A 16,702-nucleotide genomic window follows, 5' to 3' on the forward strand; every position below is an offset into this window, starting at 1 on the left:
GATGGCAAGGGTTGATTTGCGAGCGGGTAAGGGGGTGCGGAGGGGAGCGCGTGGAGTGGTCAGGTCAGACTTTTGCTTGCTTGCTTGCTTGCTTGCTTGCTTGCTTGCTTGCTTGCTTGCTTGCTTGCTTGCTTGCTTGCTTGCTTGCTTGCTTGCTTGCTTGCTTGCTTGCTTGCTTGCTTGCTTGCTTGCTTGCTTCAAGGTATTGTGCCATGTTTTCTCTTTAAAGTCAAAAGGTTATGTCAATTTTCCCCCTCAAAAAAGCGGGGAAAAAGGGTGTGTTTCGGATGGTTTTCTGCATCCTGTGGCAGGGGAAAAAGCCGGTTTGTGCGTCAGGCGCATATTTAATGAATTATCGGGTACAGGGTGTGGTGTTGTCAATATGTCAAGGGTGGTTTTTTTGGTGCTGCGAGGGATGGTATTGCGGGGTACAGGAGGGTGCTGGGTGCTGTTTTTGTCTTTTGCCGGTGGCGCGTCGGATGATAATGCTTCACCGCCGCCCGTATCCAAACACCATCTCATAGCCGCATTGGTTTATCACCGGCATGGGCACCGCTTCGCTAGTGCCCATCCTGCACTCTACTGCTCACCCCTAGCGGTGTTTCTCGTGTGCCGCATTGTATTTTGCACCTGCTGCCGGTGCAACGCGTCAGAACGCATCGTGCCAGGGAATGGATAAGCGAATCGCGCACTGCACGATTCCTACCATGCTATAGGTTTGGGGGAAATTGCCCCAGAGTTCGCCGGTGAGCGGGTCGACATCTTCCGAGAGCAGGCCGAGATGGTTGCGCTTGGAGAGGATGTTTTCAAAGAGTTCGCGGGCACGGTCCGTCTCGCCAATGTAGGTGAGTGCCAGTATCCACCAGAAAGTGCATACGACAAAGGCGGTTTCTGGCATGCCGAAATCGTCCTGTTCGTCGTAACGCAGGAGGTAATTGCCCCGGCGCAGGAATTTTTCCACGGCGGCAATGGTGCCGGCAAAACGCGGGTCGTCCGGTTCCAAAAAGCGCAGTTCGCCCATGAGCAGAAGGCTTGCATCCAGCCGGTCTCCCCCGAAGGTGGAGACAAAACTGTTTAGCTCCGGATTCCAGGCCCGGCGGCAGATTTCTGCATGCATTTCGCGGGCATTATCTATCCAGTAGCGGGCACGCTCATCCAGCCCCAGCTGTCTGGCGATGGTGCCGAGACGGTCGCAGGCGGCCCAGCACATGACGGAAGAGAAGGTATGCACCCGCTTGGTGCCCCTCAGTTCCCAGATACCGGCATCCGGCATGTTGTAGTTGCGGATTGCCAGTTCGCCCAGGCGTTCCAGGTCGTTGTAGATGTGGGTGTCGGCAGGGCGCTCAAGCCGCCCGTCAAAAAAGGCGTGGGTACTGGCAAGCACGGCTGAGCCAAAGACATCGTTCTGGATCTGGAGGTAGGCCAGGTTGCCAACGCGAACCGGTCCCATCTTGCGGTAGCCGGAGAGGCATACCGCTTCGCGCTCTTCAAGCACGGCATCACGGTGAATGCCATAGACAGGCTGGATGGGTGCATCACGTGTGTCGGCAATGATATTGAGAATGTAATCGAGATAACGCTGCATGGTGCCGGTGGCGCCCAGGGCATTCAAGGCAGAGACAACGAAGTAGGCATCACGCAGCCAGCAGTAGCGGTAATCCCAGTTGCGTCCGCTGTCAGGCGCCTCGGGGATGGAGGTGGTGACTGCGGCAATGATTGCCCCGGTATCGTCGAAGGTGTTCAGGCGCAGGGTGATGGCAGCCCTGATGGTGGCTTCCTGCCATTCAAAGGGAATGGCGAGGTTTCTCACCCAGGCGTACCAGTAGCGCTGGGTGCGCTCTAAAAAGGAGCGGCCGACTTCACGCGGGGCGCCGTCCACAGTCTGATCCGACCCCATCAGCAGGGTGATGGTGTCATTGAGATAAAAGGGCTGCTCGGCCAGGATGGTGGAAACGGGGGCATCGGTGGTCATGCGCATGGCCTGGAGCGATCCCATGTAAGTGATGTGATGGGCGCCAGCCCGGACTTCGGCCTGTTCTGTGCCGTAGTTGACGGTAGGGCGGATACGGATGGTGATGCGTGGCCTGCCGGCTATCCGGCGGATGATGCGCACCAGCATGGAGGGGGCAAAAAGGCGCCCGTGCATCTGGAAGCGCGGGGCAAAGTCGATGACTTCAAAGCGATTGCCGTTGTGGTCTTCAAAGTGGGTGGAAAGGATAGCGGTGTTGCGCTCGTATTTCTGGTCGGATTGCTTCAGGTTGTCACAAATCACATCGATGAAACCGGCTTCGCGGTCTTTTACTTCGGGTGTCAAGAGCCTGCTGCAGATCGGGTCGCTGTCAAAGTAGGGGTAGCACCACCAGACGATGGAGGCATTTTTGTCGATGAGTGCATTGGTCCTGGAATTGCCGATGAGTCCGAGAGCAAGGTTGTTCATGTGTTTATCCTGTCCGGGTTGCCTTGAATGATTGTAAACGATTGATGAGGTCATCAAGCAGTTTTATCATGTCTTCATGGGTTTCGATATACCAGGGGGCGGCGCTTGCCGGGCTTTTTTCCACATGGATGGAGACAAGGTCTTTTCGTTTGAGCTTAAAGACATCCTCGTCGGTGATGTCGTCACCGGCATAGAGCACCGATGGGGCCTGGCTGATGGTCATGAGTTCATTCAAGGCAATCCCCTTGTTTGGCGCATCCGGCGGCACTAGGCTGACCATGTATTTTCCCGGCACGATGAGTGCGTCCGGCGCGGCTTTTTTCAGGAAGGGCAACAGGGCTTTTCCGGTTTTGTCCGGATCGGCTGCGTGGCGGTAATGGACCGCTAACGAGTAGGTCTTGTTTTCGATGTCGATACCGCTGTCATTGCCGGACCAGCCGGGCAGGGTCTCGCGCAGGGTGCTGTCCCATCTGGCGCAGAGATCGCGGTACATGCTGCTGTATTTTTCCCAGCCGGGAATGCCTTCCAGCCCGTGGTTTCCGATGAGATAGGCCGGGGTGAAGGTCAGGCGCGGCGTGATGTCATCAATGGCGCGGCCGGTGAGGATGGCGACCGGGGTGAGCTGCGTCAGGGTCGCCATGCGCTTCCCGATGGCGTCAGGCAAACGGGCATCATCAGGTTGGCTGACGATGGGGGCCAGGGTGCCGTCAAAGTCAAAGGCGCACAGGACGCCTTTTTTAATGATTTTGTCAAGTTGTTCTTTTCCTTTTTGTGAAAAGATCGAGTTCATAGGGGGTATCCTCGATGGCGGTATTTTCTGCTGTAGGAGTAGATGCGCTGCTGGACGCGCTCGCGGTTTCTCAGGCGGGCGGCATCGGCCAGCATCCGGCCAGCCCAGCGGTAGACATTGTATTCCTTGATCTGGGTGCGCATGGCTTTCATGCGGTCGCGCTGTTCCGCTTCGGGCATGATGAGGGCACGGTACAGGGCCTGGGCACTCATTTCGATATTGTACGGATTGACGATCAGGGCTTCGTGCAGCTCACGCGCAGCCCCGGTAAACTGGGAAAGAATCAGTACGCCGTGGTCGTCGCTGCGCTCGGCAATGAATTCTTTTGCCACCAGGTTCATGCCGTCATGCAGGCTGGTAACGAGGCAGGTGTCGGCCGCCCGGTAAATGCGGCGCACATCATCATTGGTGTGATGTTCTATTCTGAGGATGATAGGGGTGTAGCTGTTGTTGCCGTATTTTTCATTGATCCGGTTGGCCAGCTCAAGCACACGGCTCTCGAAAAACTGGTATTCATCCAGCGATGAGCGGCTGGGCGCTGCAATCTGGAGCAGGGTGAAGTGGCCGATCATATCAGGATGCAGCTCCAGCATGCGTTCAATGGCTTCAAAACGCTCGATGATGCCTTTGGTGTAATCCAGCCTGTCCACCCCCACGCCGAGCAGGATATTGTCTGCAATGCCGAATTGCTCCCGCACGCTGTGACGCGCTTCAGGGATGGACGGCTCGGCGGCTTCTTCTGCCGGGTCGGGCCAGGCAATGGAGATGGGATACGGCCTGATCTGGGTCAGCTTGCTGTTGTACGAGATGGTCGAGTCTTCATGTTCAATCCGGGTTTCCAGGTAACGGTCGACTGTCTCGATGAAATTCTTGCAGTGGTACGGCGTGTGAAAGCCCAGGATCGTGCTGCCTAAAAGGCCTTCGAGGATTTCCTCACGCCAGGGACAGATGCCGAAGGACTCCGGGTTGGGCCAGGGGATATGCCAGAAGGTGATGATGGTTGCCTTGGGCAGGACTTCGCTGACCATGCGGGGCAACAGCGCAAAATGGTAATCCTGCACCAGGATGACCGGGTTGTCCGTGCGCGCTTCCTTTATGACGGCATTGGCAAAGCGCTGGTTGACTTCAACATACTGCTCCCAGTCAGAGGCACGGAAGATGGGGCGCACGTGGGCGATATGACAAAGCGGCCACAGGCCTTCGTTGGCAAAGCCGTAGTAGTAGCCCTGTTCTTCCTCTTCGGTCAGCCAGACACGTCTCAAGGTGTAGCTGGGGTTTTCCGGCGGGACACGCACATGGTCTTCGGCATCGACGGTTTGCCTGTCGGCAGAGCCAGCGCCGTGGGCGATCCAGGTGCCGGAGCAGGCGCGCATGACCGGCTCAACCGCGGTGACAAGGCCGCTTGCCGGGCGCAGGACATTGATTTTGTCGCCGGCCTGGTTGTGGATGTAGGGTTCCCGGTTGGAAACCACGAGGATTTCATCACCGGATAGCTCGTCATGCAAAAGTGAGCGAAGGCGGTCCGGGTTCCATATTTGCGGCAGTCCCTCAATTTCGCGCTGTTCCATGGAGACATCCCGCATCAGCGCACGGATTTCACCCAGGATATGTTCAAATTCAGGTGGCGGCGGCTCATCCGGGTTTTCGCGGAGCTCTCCCCGGATCATCTGTTTCATGGATTTGTTCCAACTGCGCCAGGTCAGGTGGGCAATGACGACAGTGATTGCGGAGATGATGGCGCCCAGCAGGATAAAAGTGGCGATGATCCACATTTTCGTGCTGGCACTGCGGTTTTGCATGAAACTCATGTCCTGAACCAGGATGAGTTTGCCGATCAGGGTGTCATCCTCGTTGCTTTCGATCAAATGCTCGGTAATATGCACAGGACCCTGCGGCAGGTCGAGAAGCGAAGCGGTCACTCCGCTTTCGCTGTGTTTTTTCAGAGGCTGGCAGCCCAGGCTGTCCAGGTAAAATGAGGTCTTGTACCGGATTTTGTTGCTGGGGTCGCAAATGGCAATGCCGAAGAGGCGTTCATCCCTGATGGCACTGTCCAGCAGTTGCCCTATCCTCGCTTTTTCGTTAAGCGGGATAAATTCCGCCAGGGGTTTTTCGAGGGTATTGGCCAGGAGCTGGGAGCGGGCTTCGACATCACGGACAAACCAGCGCTGGGTCAGGCTGTCAACAAGCGGCCAGGCGGCCAGGGCAAAAATGCCCAGCACAACCAGAAGTGGCAGGATGAATCGCAGTGACTGGCGTGAAAATCGGATATTCATCGGTGCTTGGGCCTGTTGTTTTCTGCCCTTGCCGATAGCGATCCGGCTTGCGCCTTGTGCGTGGCGGGCAGCGTCCCCATTGGTGAATAAAAAAGCCGGACGCGAATAGTGTAAGGTTGTCCGGTGACCTGCTTTTGGACAGCAATACTGCTTTTTTGTTTATTCATACCAGAAGATTATAGCCTATCGCGTTTTTTACCTGATTTTCGCCCGGGAAAGGCGTAATGGGGGCATGTGGCTCAATATCCGGTTTTTCCTGCCTTTACGCGGGTGTGTCACTTGTTTTTCCGGTGCGGATCGCTTTATCTGTGCTGTCTTTTCATCCTATAATCAAACGAAATAAAAGCTATTGATGAAACCTTATTTTTTTTCGCTGTTGCTGTTGTTTACCGTTTCGGCGGCCCATGCCTGGACCGGCATGGTGGTGCGTGTGTCGGATGGGGACAGTATCACGGTCAGAACGGACGATGGTGTTTCCCACAAACTGCGGCTTTACGGGGTGGATTCGCCGGAAATCAACCAGGACTGGGGCAAGCAGGCGCGGCAGGTGGCTTTCACCCATGCGATTAACCGCACAGTTGGGGTGACGCCGATGTATAAGGACAGGTATAAGCGGACAGTGGTGATTGTGGTATTGCCGGATGGCCGTATCTTGCAGGAAGTGATGCTTGATGCAGGTATGGCCTGGGTGTATGACCGGTATTGCCAGGAGGATTTTTGTGACAGCTGGCGGATCAGAATGCGTAATGCCCGTGCCTCGCGCCGGGGGCTGTGGCAGGAAATCTATCCGTATCCCCCATGGGAGTGGCGCAAAGCCAAGCGTCTGGAAGGGCAGAAAAAGAAACGGCAAAATTAATGGGTTTTGCTTGTAATTGATGGAAAATAATGGAAAAACATATTTTTACATTCACTTTGCTCAGGATGAGCGTCTGCTGACAAAGCCGGTTGCCTATGCCAGTAGTGAATGGACGTCTGAGTTGCAGCAGATGGGGCCGGATTTTCATTTTGCTGTGGATGCCAGGCGGCTCAATGACTACCTGACAAACAATGCCAACCCGCCGCTGATGTCCGAGCGGATGAAAACGCTGCTTGCCGGGGTGAGCGGCGCGGAAAAGGCGAGCTGGTACCAGGTGGATGTTATCGACAGGGAAGGGCGGGCATGGCCTTACCATATCCCCGTTTTCAGGCAGGCGGCGAAGGTGTTGAACAAGCGGAAGTCGGAAATGGTGGATGGTGTCCTGGTTGAGCCGGTTTTTGAGGCCAGAAAGATTAACGGGCTGGATTTTTTCCCGGTGGAGCCGGGAGCCGAGATCCGGTTGGTAGTCTCAGGCAGTGTAAAAGACAGGCTGGAAGCGGTGAATATTACCGGGGTAGAATTTGTTCCCGTGAAAGTGGCGTGAGAAAAGAGGAAAAGCTGACAGGAAAAAGATGGTCAGCTTTTTTTGGGCAAAGAGACGTCGGGTCGGCGTGGCAATGGATGATGGTGCAGGCTCCACAGGAAGGTAATGCGGCATGAAACGATATGGGATGGGGTGGCCGGTTTTTCACCGGGTGACGACCGGTTTTTGCAGGCAGGTGATTGTCCTGCTTTTCGGGATGGCGGGGCTGGGCTTGGGCGGTGTGGCGCTGGCTGATGATTTCCGGGAGGGGATGGCGCTGTATGATAGCGGTCGTTATGCCGAGGCGTTTGAGTTCATCAGAAAGGCAGCCGAGGCCGATAACCCGGATGCGCAATACCGTCTCTCTTCCATGTACTGGCATGGCAGGGGAGTAGATGCCAATTATGAAGCGGCTTTTCTGTGGGTCAGGCGCTCGGCATTCCAGGATCATGTCAAGGCGGCTTATGCGCTTTCCGACATGTACCGCAAAGGTATTGTTGACGACGACAGCTACCAGGCCTATTACTGGTTCAGGCGGGCGGCCGAACTGGATATGGAAAACGGGCGGCTGGCTATGGCACTGATGTATTACCGGGGAACCGTCACCGAAAAAAATGTGGACAAGGCGCTCAAGTGGTTTCACAAGGCAGCCGAAGACGGCAATGTGACTGCGCTGACCATGCTGGGGATCATGTACGAGAATGGCGAGCAGGTGGAAAAAGATGAGGCTATGGCACTGGCGCTTTTTACCGAAGCCGCCGGCAAGGATGTGGAGAAGCTGACTTACCGAAAGGCAGCGCTTGAAAGCCGCTCGGAGGCGCAGTATCACCTGGGCAGGATGATCAAGGAAGGCCGGGGTGGTGTGGCGGCTGATAATGATATTGCACTTTCATGGTATCGGAAAGCGGCCGAAGGCGGGAACCGGGCGGCTCAGGCCAGGCTGGATGCCCAGCGGGCCTTGCCAGGGAAAGAGTAGCTGTGGGTGCGGCGTGTTTTTGTTTTTTTATCCTGCGCATGTTGGGTACGCTACGATGAGATTGGCTCTCGAGATTGGGCTGATACGGTGGGTGGCTGACCCACGGCAGGTTACTTTTTTGTCTTGCCACAAAAGAAGTAACCAAAAAAAGGCACCGCAACACCTTGTCCCGCCAAAGGCGGGATTCCCGGAACTGCTCGTCGTGACAGGGGCGGCAGCCGGAACTCGCTGCGCTCAAACAGCCGTCTGCGAAGCTCCAGTCACTCCTTACAGTCCCGGCTGCGGCGTAATCGCGGATTCTTGAAGAAGTGACACCGCGTTGCGGTGTGAAGATGCCCCCGCTTCGCGGACGGCATGGCAGCTACGCTGCCATTGGAAAAAAGTCAGCAGCGGCTGGACGCAGGGAGACTAACGCCTTTTTCGCTGTTCAGCACATCACCCTGCAAAAGTTTCTCTGAACACTGGATGTCTGTTTTTTTCTACTACTTTTTCCTGATTGGGAAAAATAAGGGGAAAGACTGTCGTGCTACAGCTCACCCATAATCTTCAATCCAGCAGCCATTTCTTCCATGATGCCGTATTCAATCACGATCAGGGTGGTCTCGACATCGTTACCCTCCACCAGTTTTTTTTCTGTTTCGTCGATCAGTGCTGACCAGTCTTTGGCGGTGCGCGGAAATTGTTTTTCTTTGAGTTCGGCATCGTGTTTTGCCAATGCGGGCAGTACGTCACGCAGAAGGGAAAGCGTTGCCAGTACCGGTGCGATCAGTTCGTGGTAGCGGGCGATATTTTCCGGGGCACGCAGTTGTGCATCGAGTGTTTCCCGGTAGATTTGCGGGTATACCAGCCGGAAAGTGATGTCGTATTGTTTGCTGCCGGCATCAGGCGGAGGAATTCTGCTGATCCGGCGCTCCACACGCTCTACCAATTCGTTTGCGGCCTGATTGGCGAAGGTGGCGGCAACCTGATGGGCTTCTTCCTTGTTGCCCACCCCGCCCGCATCTGATGCCGCGTCTTCAGCTTCGTCGATTGCTGTATCGGCGGCGGTATTTTTTGCTTTGCGGTACAGGGCGTCAATGCGATGGTAGACGGGCAGCCTGATAAGGGAGGCGAAGCTGGCTTGCGCTTCTTTTACGGTTTTTTTTGGCGGCTTCGATTTCGGGTGTTTTGCACCAGGCCGATGCGATGCCCACAAAGATGAGCGCTGCTGACAGCAGGAAGGAATGGGTGATTTTTTTCAGTTGCGGTGTCATGGTTTTTCCGGCGGGGTTTCGTTTTTGCCGACGTCGACGGTGTCGCCCGGCTTGATCAGGGCATTGGGGTTGAGGATAACACGGTCTGTGGCAGACAGGCCCGAGGCGACTTCGACCACGGTACTGGTATAGCGGCCGGTGACGATGTTTTTCAGTACGGCCCGGTTTTGTTCATCGAGCACCATGACGGCAGTCTTGCCATCGTGCGTGCGGATGGTGTTGTCGGGAACGGTGAGTGTTGTGGAGTCTTTTGCCGGGGCAATGCGGATTTCACCGGCTATGCCGGCGGGCAGGCGGTGTTCGCGGTTGTCCAGCAGGTATTCCATGCGCATGGTGCCAAGGCTGGGGTCGACTTCGTGCGAGGTGCGGTCGTAGGTAAGCGCAAAAGCCTTGTCAGGCATTTCTGGCAGGGTGAGTGTTGCTTCGCCGGTGGCGTCAATGGCGTAGATCTGGGTCTGCGGCACATCGACGATGATGCGCAGGGTGTCGTCGCGCACGATCCGGAAAAGCGCAGTGGTGTCCGAGCTACTGATCCTGTCACCCTTGTCAATGTTACGCACGGTGATACGTCCGTCAAAGGGGGCGGTGATGCGGGTGTAGGCATATTCGTTTTCCAGCTGCTCCCGTTTTGCCCGTAGTGTGGCCAGGGTGGCAATGGCGACCTGGTTTTCGGCGTCACGCTCATCGTATTCGGTCTTCGAGACAGCGCCGATGTCGATAAGGGCTTCGGCGCGCGCAAGCATTTTTTTGGCGAGATTGACGATGGCTTTCTGGCGGTTGATGTCTGCCTTGACCTGCTTGATGCCTTCTTCCAGTTCGGGGGATGACAGGCGCGCCAGGAGCTGTCCCGCTTTGACATCGTCGCCGATGTCAACCAGGCGTTCTTCGACAAAGCCATTGGCGCGGGCGAAGACGGATGCCTGTTCGATAGGTTCGACGCGGATGTTGTAGATGAGTGGGGCGGTACGCGCCAGCGAGGCCGGGTGGATGATGGTGACCCGCTGGATGGAGCGCGTGGCTTCGGGTGGCACGGCAGCCTGGATGCGGCCTTCGCCATAAAAGACATACCAGAGGGTGCCGGCGCCGAGCAGGAGGCCGGCTACAAGGGCCAGGATGCCGGTTTTTCGTCTGTTACTCATGTTGGGGTGTCTCCAGTCTGTTGTCAGGGGCCGGGCGGCGTACGTGGCGCATGACGATGCCAAAGAGGGTGGGTACCAGTATAAGCGATGCACAGGTGCCCAACAGCAGGCCGCCGATCACGGCGCGGGCCAGCGGTGCGTTTTGCTCACCCCCCTGTCCGGCAGCCAGCGCCATGGGAACGACGCCGACGATCATGGTGATGGCTGTCATGAGCACCGGGCGTAATCGGGTGGTTGCTGCGCTTCTTGCCGCTTCGATGGCATCCATGCCGGCGAGCCACTGATCGCGGGCAAAGGTGGTAACCAGTACGCTGTTGGCGGTGGAGACGCCCATGACCATGATAAAGCCCATGAGTGCCGGAACGGAAAGGGTGGTGCCGGTAAGCGCCAGGGCAAAGGCCGCGCCGGAAAGCGCGATGGGCGCGCCTGCCAGGGCAATGACGGGCAGGACCCACGAGGCGAAATTAAAGAGCATGATGATGTAGATGAAGAAAAGTGCCAGGGCAAAGCCGAAGAAAAGATCGCCGTAGGCGTGCATCATGGAGTCGGCCTGTCCGAGGATACGCATGCTGTTGCCGGGCTTCAAGCGCGGCTTGAGTTCGGCAATGCCTTTTTCAACTGCTTTGTAGACAGTGCCGATATCGGTGTCTTCCGTGTTGACGAGCACATTGATCATGGGCATGAGGGTCACACGCCCGACAGAGGCGGAGACAAGGCGCGGGGTAACCGAGGCGATGGATGCCAGCGGCACGGTGCCGGTTTCAGCACGCTGGGCCGGTACCCTGAGATTGGTCAGGATATCGATGGTGTCCATGCGCTGCACGGGGGCCTGTACCTGCACGGTGTAGGAAAAGCCGCTGACGGGGTCGACCCAGAAGTTTTCGTTGACTGAGCCGGCTGAACCCAGCGCAGCCAGGAGGACAGACTGGGCTTCGCTCATGTTGACCCCGAGCTGGATGGCGCGGGCGCGGTCGATGGCGACATAGTATTCGGGCTGGTTGAATACCTGCTGGATGCCGATATCCACGGCGCCTTTGACATCTTTCAGTTTGTCGACGAGTTCGGCAGCCAGGATGCGGTTGCCCGCGGTATCGCGCCCGGCAATGCGGATATCCAGCGCGGTGGGCGTTGCCCCGGCGAGCGTGAGGTTGGTGGTGTCGGCTGGCTGTGAAAACATGACAACATCAGGGTATTTTTCCTGGAGCATGGCGCGGATGGCCTTTTCATACCCGGCGCTGGGGTGATGGTTTTTTGCTAGCTGTATCTGGAGTTCGCCATCGTAGCTGCCTACGGCATAGCTGTCGACCCAGCCGAGATTGGCGGCTTCAGGCACGCCGATGTTTTCGACGATAGTGTCAATCTCGTTTTCGGGAATGATGTTGCGGATGTCGCCCTGGATACTGGCATAAATGTCGCTGGTGTTTTCAATGCGGGTGCCGGGTGCCACGCGGATGTAAAAGCGCATGAGCCCGGCATCGGTTTTGGGAAAGAAATCGCGCCCGAGTGTCATGAGGGTAAAGGCGCCCCCGGCGATGACGATGAGCATGCCGATAACAGCGATGAACCATGCGCGCTGGATAACGCCAAGCAGCCTGCCGACAAGGGCCTGAATACCATCCAGCCCGTGTTCGATGTGGTGGTGGATGCGTGCCAGGCGCCCGTGTGCGGTTTTTTCACTGCTGGCCGGTTTCATGAGCAGCATGGCCAGTACCGGCACGACAGTGCGCGAAAGCAGGTACGACATGGCCAGCGAGGCAATGACGACGATGGCCATCGGGCGGAAGATAAAGCCGGCCACGCCACTCAACAGGAAGATGGGTGAAAAGACGAGGCAGGTGGAAAGTGTGGAAATGAGTTCGGGGAAGGCGACCTGGCGCGCGCTTTCCAGCGCGGCTTCGCGCGGTTCCAGTCCCAGCCCGATATTGCGGGTGATGTTTTCGATTTCGACAAGCGCATTGTCAACGAGGATACCAATGGCCAGTGCCAGCCCGCCCAGGCTGATGAGGTTCAGGGTGTGGCCGGTGATGCGGAGCATGACGAGCGCGGCCAAAAGCGACAGCGGGATCGAGGTGAGGACGATCAGGGTGGCGCGCCAGGAGCCGAGGAAAAACATGACGACAAGGGCGACGAGTGAGGCGACGATGAAAATCTCGCTTTCAATGTGGGTCATGGCGCCGCTGACGAAAACAGACTGGTCAAAGATGGGGGTGATGGTCATGCCTTCGGGGGCTGCCTGCCGGATTTCCGGCAGGCGTTCCTGCAATTGTTTGATGATGCTGATGGTGGAGGCATTGCCGATGCGGATCAGCGAGACGATGACCGCGTTTTCACCATTGACGCGTGCCACGTTGGTCTTCATGGGTACACCGTCACGCACATCGGCCACATCCCGCAAGAGGACGGTGCGCCCGTCTTTTGCGCGTACCGGCATCATCCCGAAAGCCTCGACGGAATCGGGGCTGGTATTCAAGGTGATCTGGAGGTCTTTTTCATTTTCGCGGAGTGACCCTGAGGGCAGGGTGGTGTTCTGGTTGTCGACAGCTTCGGTGACTTCAGCGGCAGTGATGCCGTGCACATGGGCGGCATCGGGCTTCAGATCGACCATGATCTGGCGGTTGACCGCGCCATAGGGAAGCGTCAGCAGCACGCCGGGGATGCTTTGCACCATGCTGCGAAGCTGCATGCGGGCGAAATCGGCAAGCCTGGAGTCGGGCAGGGTGTTTGAGGAAAGCACCAGCTGCATGATGGGGGTGCGCGACTGGTTGTACTGCAAAATATTGGGTGGCGTGATCCCGCGCGGCATGCGCTTCATGATGGTCTGGGTGATTGCCGTGATCTGCGCGAGCGACTTGGGAATATCGACATCGGGCTGGAAGGCCACCCGGATAACGGAAATGCCGCTTAGGGTCTGGGAGGTGACTTCCTGGACATTGTCGACGTTGTTGATAACGGCGATCTCGCTCCAGGAGGTGATCTTGGCGGCCATCTCGTTGGCGTTCAAGCCCTTGTAGTTCCAGACGATCTTGACAGAGGGGATGTCGACATTGGGAAGCACGTCAACGGGCAGGCGCAGGTAGCTGATGATGCCGGCAATGAGGATGATCAGCGCCATTGCCGCAACGGAGTATGGCCTTCTGAGTGCGTATCTGACTATCCACATGATTGATTTTTCCGGAAATGATTCACACCTGCGGGCTGCGTATTATCCGCCATGACAGCGGGAAAGCCAGGGTGTGCCGATCCTTCATTTTGTTTTGCAAATGCTATTTGCCTTGATTGTTACCATGGTAAGCACATATAATAACCATGGTAACCAATGGAGTCAATCAAATATGTTCTTTCTTGATAATCTGCCCACGGTAGAGATGATGGCGCGCCTGGCGTCACGGGTTCCCGAGATGGAGCCGGATACGGTGGTGACCTACCTGCTGCTGGCCAAAACAGCCAGTGAACTGTTGCGCCAGCAGGACCGGCACCTGGCGAAATTCGGGCTGTCGCAGGCCCGCTTCCAGTTGCTGATTCTGCTTGAACGCAGCGGCAATGGCGAAATGACACCGGCCGATCTGACGCGGGAGATGGGGATTGCGATGAAAAATACCCTGCGGCTGATCGGGTATATGGAAAAGGACGGGATTGTGTCACGTATGCCGCATGAGACCGACCGCCGTGCGACGATCGTGCGGATAACGGAAAAGGGCAGGGAACTGCTGTTTTCGCTTTTACCGGGCAACTACGGCTTCATGAACCGGGCGTTTGAAAAGCTGGATGCGGCGTCACGCGCGGCATTGCGGGAACTGCTGGAAAAGGTTAATCTCGATTTTTCAACAGGATAACGGATGAGGGCAGAGGGAAATACAATGCGTGTCAAAGCGGGAGAAAAGAAAGGGATTATTGCGATGGCGGCAGGAATAGCGGTGCTGTTGCTGTCATTTTTCTGTGCCATGCCGGTATCCGCTTCGTCGGCCAGTGAAAGAAATGCTGAGGAATTGTCCGAAATGCGCAAGGACCTGCCGGAAATGATCAGGAAAGCGGAGTCCGGCAATCCTGAAGATCAGTTCCTGCTGGGCTTTGTCTATGCGGCAGGCATTGAGGGCAAACCCGATTACAAAAAGGCGCTTTACTGGTATGAAAAGGCGGCATCACAGGGAGAAGAAACCGCCTGTTATATGGCCTATGTCCTGTACGTGGAAGGCATGGGGACAAAATGCGATCTGGCAGGACAGAAAAGTGGGCCAGGAAACTGATTGCATCCGACAAAAGTGAAGGTTACCTGCTGCTGGGCGCGCTGTATGACGAGGGCTCAGGCAGCCGGCGCGATTATGCCAAAGCGGCTGAATACTACCGCAAGACGGATACGGGCCGCTCGGATATCGGGGGAGACTACCGTCTCGGGATGTTTTATCTTGAGGGAAAAGGGGTCAGGGCGGATAAGGAAAAGGCGCTGGCGCATCTTGAAGAGGCTGCTGACAACAGGGACAACCATGCGGCATTCCAGCTTGGGATGATGTATTACGAAGGCAAGGGAGTCCCCCAGGATGATAAAAAGGCGCTCGGCTATTTTGACAGGGCGACTTACAAGCGTTCTCCGGGGATGTTTAATTTCGGGCCTGATCTTTTTGGTGAGGCTTACCTGCCGGGATACGAATACCCGAGAGGGGTTGGCAAACTCATGGGCAAGGACCCGAACGTGCGGGCCGAGGCTTATTACATGATGGGGCTGATGGCAGAACGCGGTAGCGGGATGAAAAAAAGACCGAGCTACGCCATGCAGTGCTATGAAAATGCGGCTGAGGAAGGCCACTTGCTGGCAAAACAGCGTCTTGCCGTGTTGAAGGCGCCAGAGGAGGAATAGCCGTTTTTCTTCCTGAGCCTGAGGGGATTGGCATGGACGAACTGGTTGTCAGGCAGAAATCATCGAAGCAGATCAAGCTGGTTGTGTATGCCATTATTCTGGTGGCGGCTTCTGTATTCTGTGTGCTCCAGCCAGGAAAAACCTCCGGAATTATCCGGATTATCGGTATAGCCGGCGGGGTATTTTTCTCACTTTGCCTGGTGTTGCTCTTGGTACAGCTGGCGCATCCCAGGGTGCTCATGGTCATCAACGCATCCGGTATCAGCGGGGATTTCAGCGGTGCGCTCAGCACAGGGCTTATTCCCTGGCAGTCTGTAGCAGGATTTGGTGTCACCGCCATGATAGGACAACGCTTCATTTCTGTTGACGTAAACGATGTGGATGCTTTTTTGGCGACATTGCCCGCCTGGAAGGAAAAGGCGGTCAGGGCAAATATGGCGCTTGGCCATCCTCTCTTTTCATTTCCCATGCAGACAGCAGACCATACCGTTGATGAGGTGCTGGAAGCGATGGGTCGTTTTTATGCGGCGGCTCGGGCCGGTTTTGGCGGGTAGCCCACTGTCATAAAAATGATCTTGAACCGGTTTTTCATGTCTTAGTTTTCATCAGTTTCCATCAGCAGGCGGAAGCTGTCCATCAACTCATTGCGGGAAAGTCCCTGTTCCTTCATGGCTTTTTCTGCCTTCACTTTCCATTCGGCTGCTGTTGCCTTGTCCACGGTTTGCCCCAGTTTGCCGTATTCGTAAATTTCATAGAGCCGATGCATGGCCTTGGCATTATCTTTGGCAGCAGCTTTCAGGTACCAGTCCATTGCGGTCTGGGGGTCTTTTTTGATGCCGATGCCGTAATCGTAATAAATCCCGAGGTTATACATGGCTACCTCGCTGCCAACTGTTGCAGCTTTTTCGCGCAGCTCGATGGCTTTTTTGTTATCCATTTTGACACCCCACCCGTTGGAGTAGAGTTCGGCCATGCGATTCAGGCAACATTCGTTATTTGGCTTGAGTCGAAGACATGTTTGCAAGAGAAGATAGGCATTGCGGTAATTCCTGTCAATGGTTTTACTATAGGTGAGTATTCCTGCCAGGTTACACTGGGAACGGGCATGATTTTTTTTTGCGGCTTTCAAGTACCACTGAGCAGCTTCATAGTCGCTTTGTTTTACTCCTGATCCTTCTTCATACAGAATGCCCATCGAATTTAGTGCCGGTGGATAACCACGTTCTGCTGTTTGGGTGAATAGCGCCAAAGCCTTGTTATAGTCTTGTTTTACCCCGATGCCGTTTGTATAAATCAGTCCGAGATGGTACTGGGCATATACATTTCCTTCTTTTGCGGATTGACTGAACCATTCAACCGATCTTTCTGAATCGGGTGAGCTGAGATAAATGTTCCATATACGGAACTGCACAGGTGTTTTGTCGCGGTTTCCAGGCTTCAGATAGATTTCGAGTGCTTCCCTGATTTTTTCTTTTTCATAGAGAATATCTGCGGTTTGCAGATCATTGGCAATAGAGAGGGTGGCGGTAAAGCCGCTTATGACGAGCAACAATGTCTTAAAGAGGTTTTTCATTTATATCCCTTTTTAATTCGGCATAAGCCA

The 16,702-nt window shown here is 55.8% G+C and carries 15 protein-coding genes; 7 read left to right on the forward strand and 8 right to left on the reverse strand.

The features are described from left to right. Positions 1-64: 64 nt before the first annotated feature. The 4 genes from NB640_RS10235 to NB640_RS10250 all read right to left on the reverse strand — a co-directional run bounded on the left by NB640_RS10235 (position 65) and on the right by NB640_RS10250 (position 5,500). Positions 65-214: a hypothetical protein gene (locus tag NB640_RS10235; RefSeq protein ID WP_269308603.1), complete on the reverse strand. Its 150-nt coding sequence runs from the start codon at positions 212-214 to the stop codon at positions 65-67. A 435-nt stretch (positions 215-649) separates the two neighbouring features. Next, the gene (locus NB640_RS10240) at positions 650-2,437 is read right to left on the reverse strand and encodes a glycoside hydrolase family 15 protein (RefSeq protein ID WP_269308604.1); all 1,788 of its coding nucleotides are present in this window, start codon (positions 2,435-2,437) and stop codon (positions 650-652) included. 4 nt (positions 2,438-2,441) lie between these two features. Next, positions 2,442-3,227, reverse strand: coding sequence for a trehalose-phosphatase (otsB, locus tag NB640_RS10245; protein ID WP_269308605.1), 786 nt, complete (start codon positions 3,225-3,227; stop codon positions 2,442-2,444). Next, on the reverse strand, positions 3,224-5,500 hold the full coding sequence (locus NB640_RS10250; RefSeq protein ID WP_269308606.1) for an alpha,alpha-trehalose-phosphate synthase (UDP-forming): 2,277 nt from the start codon (positions 5,498-5,500) through the stop codon (positions 3,224-3,226). The genes otsB and NB640_RS10250 overlap by 4 nt, the downstream gene beginning before the upstream one ends. Before the next feature lie 352 nt (positions 5,501-5,852). Here NB640_RS10250 and NB640_RS10255 point away from each other — a divergent pair, with 352 nt between their 5' ends. The 3 genes from NB640_RS10255 to NB640_RS10265 all read left to right on the forward strand — a co-directional run bounded on the left by NB640_RS10255 (position 5,853) and on the right by NB640_RS10265 (position 7,855). Further along, positions 5,853-6,356, forward strand: a complete 504-nt coding sequence (locus NB640_RS10255) for a thermonuclease family protein (RefSeq protein ID WP_269308607.1) — start codon at positions 5,853-5,855, stop codon at positions 6,354-6,356. 19 nt (positions 6,357-6,375) lie between these two features. Beyond that, positions 6,376-6,900, forward strand: coding sequence for an imm11 family protein (locus tag NB640_RS10260; RefSeq protein WP_269308608.1), 525 nt, complete (start codon positions 6,376-6,378; stop codon positions 6,898-6,900). A gap of 112 nt (positions 6,901-7,012) precedes the next feature. Continuing rightward, positions 7,013-7,855: a tetratricopeptide repeat protein gene (locus tag NB640_RS10265; protein WP_269308609.1), complete on the forward strand. Its 843-nt coding sequence runs from the start codon at positions 7,013-7,015 to the stop codon at positions 7,853-7,855. 526 nt (positions 7,856-8,381) lie between these two features. Here the strand turns inward: NB640_RS10265 and NB640_RS10270 are convergent. Genes NB640_RS10270 through NB640_RS10280 form a run of 3 tightly spaced genes read right to left on the reverse strand, consistent with a single transcriptional unit; the run spans position 8,382 to position 13,407 of the window. Then, positions 8,382-9,050, reverse strand: a complete 669-nt coding sequence (locus NB640_RS10270) for a hypothetical protein (protein ID WP_269308610.1) — start codon at positions 9,048-9,050, stop codon at positions 8,382-8,384. Positions 9,051-9,104: 54 nt separating this feature from the next. After that, the gene (locus NB640_RS10275) at positions 9,105-10,247 is read right to left on the reverse strand and encodes an efflux RND transporter periplasmic adaptor subunit (protein ID WP_269308611.1); all 1,143 of its coding nucleotides are present in this window, start codon (positions 10,245-10,247) and stop codon (positions 9,105-9,107) included. Continuing rightward, positions 10,240-13,407: an efflux RND transporter permease subunit gene (locus NB640_RS10280; RefSeq protein ID WP_269308612.1), complete on the reverse strand. Its 3,168-nt coding sequence runs from the start codon at positions 13,405-13,407 to the stop codon at positions 10,240-10,242. The genes NB640_RS10275 and NB640_RS10280 overlap by 8 nt, the downstream gene beginning before the upstream one ends. A gap of 172 nt (positions 13,408-13,579) precedes the next feature. On the opposite strand from NB640_RS10280, the gene NB640_RS10285 reads away from it, so the two are divergent. From NB640_RS10285 to NB640_RS10300, 4 genes are read left to right on the forward strand one after another with little or no spacing between them, the layout of a single operon-like run. After that, the gene (locus NB640_RS10285; RefSeq protein ID WP_269308613.1) at positions 13,580-14,080 is read left to right on the forward strand and encodes a MarR family winged helix-turn-helix transcriptional regulator; all 501 of its coding nucleotides are present in this window, start codon (positions 13,580-13,582) and stop codon (positions 14,078-14,080) included. Positions 14,081-14,104: 24 nt separating this feature from the next. Continuing rightward, entirely contained in the window at positions 14,105-14,491 is a 387-nt protein-coding gene (locus tag NB640_RS10290) for a tetratricopeptide repeat protein (protein ID WP_269308614.1), read from the forward strand. Continuing rightward, positions 14,452-15,099, forward strand: a complete 648-nt coding sequence (locus NB640_RS10295; RefSeq protein ID WP_269308615.1) for a tetratricopeptide repeat protein — start codon at positions 14,452-14,454, stop codon at positions 15,097-15,099. The genes NB640_RS10290 and NB640_RS10295 overlap by 40 nt, the downstream gene beginning before the upstream one ends. Before the next feature lie 32 nt (positions 15,100-15,131). Further along, complete coding sequence (locus NB640_RS10300) at positions 15,132-15,653, forward strand: STM3941 family protein (RefSeq protein WP_269308616.1); 522 nt, start codon at positions 15,132-15,134, stop codon at positions 15,651-15,653. A gap of 41 nt (positions 15,654-15,694) precedes the next feature. Here NB640_RS10300 and NB640_RS10305 read toward each other — a convergent pair whose 3' ends face one another. Continuing rightward, positions 15,695-16,672, reverse strand: a complete 978-nt coding sequence (locus tag NB640_RS10305; protein WP_269308617.1) for a tetratricopeptide repeat protein — start codon at positions 16,670-16,672, stop codon at positions 15,695-15,697. Positions 16,673-16,702: the final 30 nt, after the last annotated feature.

This window comes from Oxalobacter vibrioformis, assembly GCF_027118995.1.
In the GTDB taxonomy this organism is placed as follows: Bacteria; Pseudomonadota; Gammaproteobacteria; order Burkholderiales; family Burkholderiaceae_D; genus Oxalobacter; species Oxalobacter vibrioformis.

Bases quoted from the DNA above. Each gene is read 5' to 3' on its own strand.
- NB640_RS10305 (WP_269308617.1), bottom strand. From the start codon at position 16,672: ATGAAAAACCTCTTTAAGACATTGTTGCTCGTCATAAGCGGCTTTACC.
- otsB (WP_269308605.1), bottom strand. From the start codon at position 3,227: ATGAACTCGATCTTTTCACAAAAAGGAAAAGAACAACTTGACAAAATC.
- NB640_RS10295 (WP_269308615.1), top strand. From the start codon at position 14,452: ATGCGATCTGGCAGGACAGAAAAGTGGGCCAGGAAACTGATTGCATCC.
- NB640_RS10235 (WP_269308603.1), bottom strand. From the start codon at position 214: ATGGCACAATACCTTGAAGCAAGCAAGCAAGCAAGCAAGCAAGCAAGC.
- NB640_RS10240 (WP_269308604.1), bottom strand. From the start codon at position 2,437: ATGAACAACCTTGCTCTCGGACTCATCGGCAATTCCAGGACCAATGCA.
- NB640_RS10255 (WP_269308607.1), top strand. From the start codon at position 5,853: ATGAAACCTTATTTTTTTTCGCTGTTGCTGTTGTTTACCGTTTCGGCG.
- NB640_RS10265 (WP_269308609.1), top strand. From the start codon at position 7,013: ATGAAACGATATGGGATGGGGTGGCCGGTTTTTCACCGGGTGACGACC.
- NB640_RS10285 (WP_269308613.1), top strand. From the start codon at position 13,580: ATGTTCTTTCTTGATAATCTGCCCACGGTAGAGATGATGGCGCGCCTG.
- NB640_RS10290 (WP_269308614.1), top strand. From the start codon at position 14,105: ATGCGTGTCAAAGCGGGAGAAAAGAAAGGGATTATTGCGATGGCGGCA.
- NB640_RS10275 (WP_269308611.1), bottom strand. From the start codon at position 10,247: ATGAGTAACAGACGAAAAACCGGCATCCTGGCCCTTGTAGCCGGCCTC.
- NB640_RS10260 (WP_269308608.1), top strand. From the start codon at position 6,376: ATGGAAAATAATGGAAAAACATATTTTTACATTCACTTTGCTCAGGAT.
- NB640_RS10300 (WP_269308616.1), top strand. From the start codon at position 15,132: ATGGACGAACTGGTTGTCAGGCAGAAATCATCGAAGCAGATCAAGCTG.
- NB640_RS10280 (WP_269308612.1), bottom strand. From the start codon at position 13,407: ATGTGGATAGTCAGATACGCACTCAGAAGGCCATACTCCGTTGCGGCA.
- NB640_RS10250 (WP_269308606.1), bottom strand. From the start codon at position 5,500: ATGAATATCCGATTTTCACGCCAGTCACTGCGATTCATCCTGCCACTT.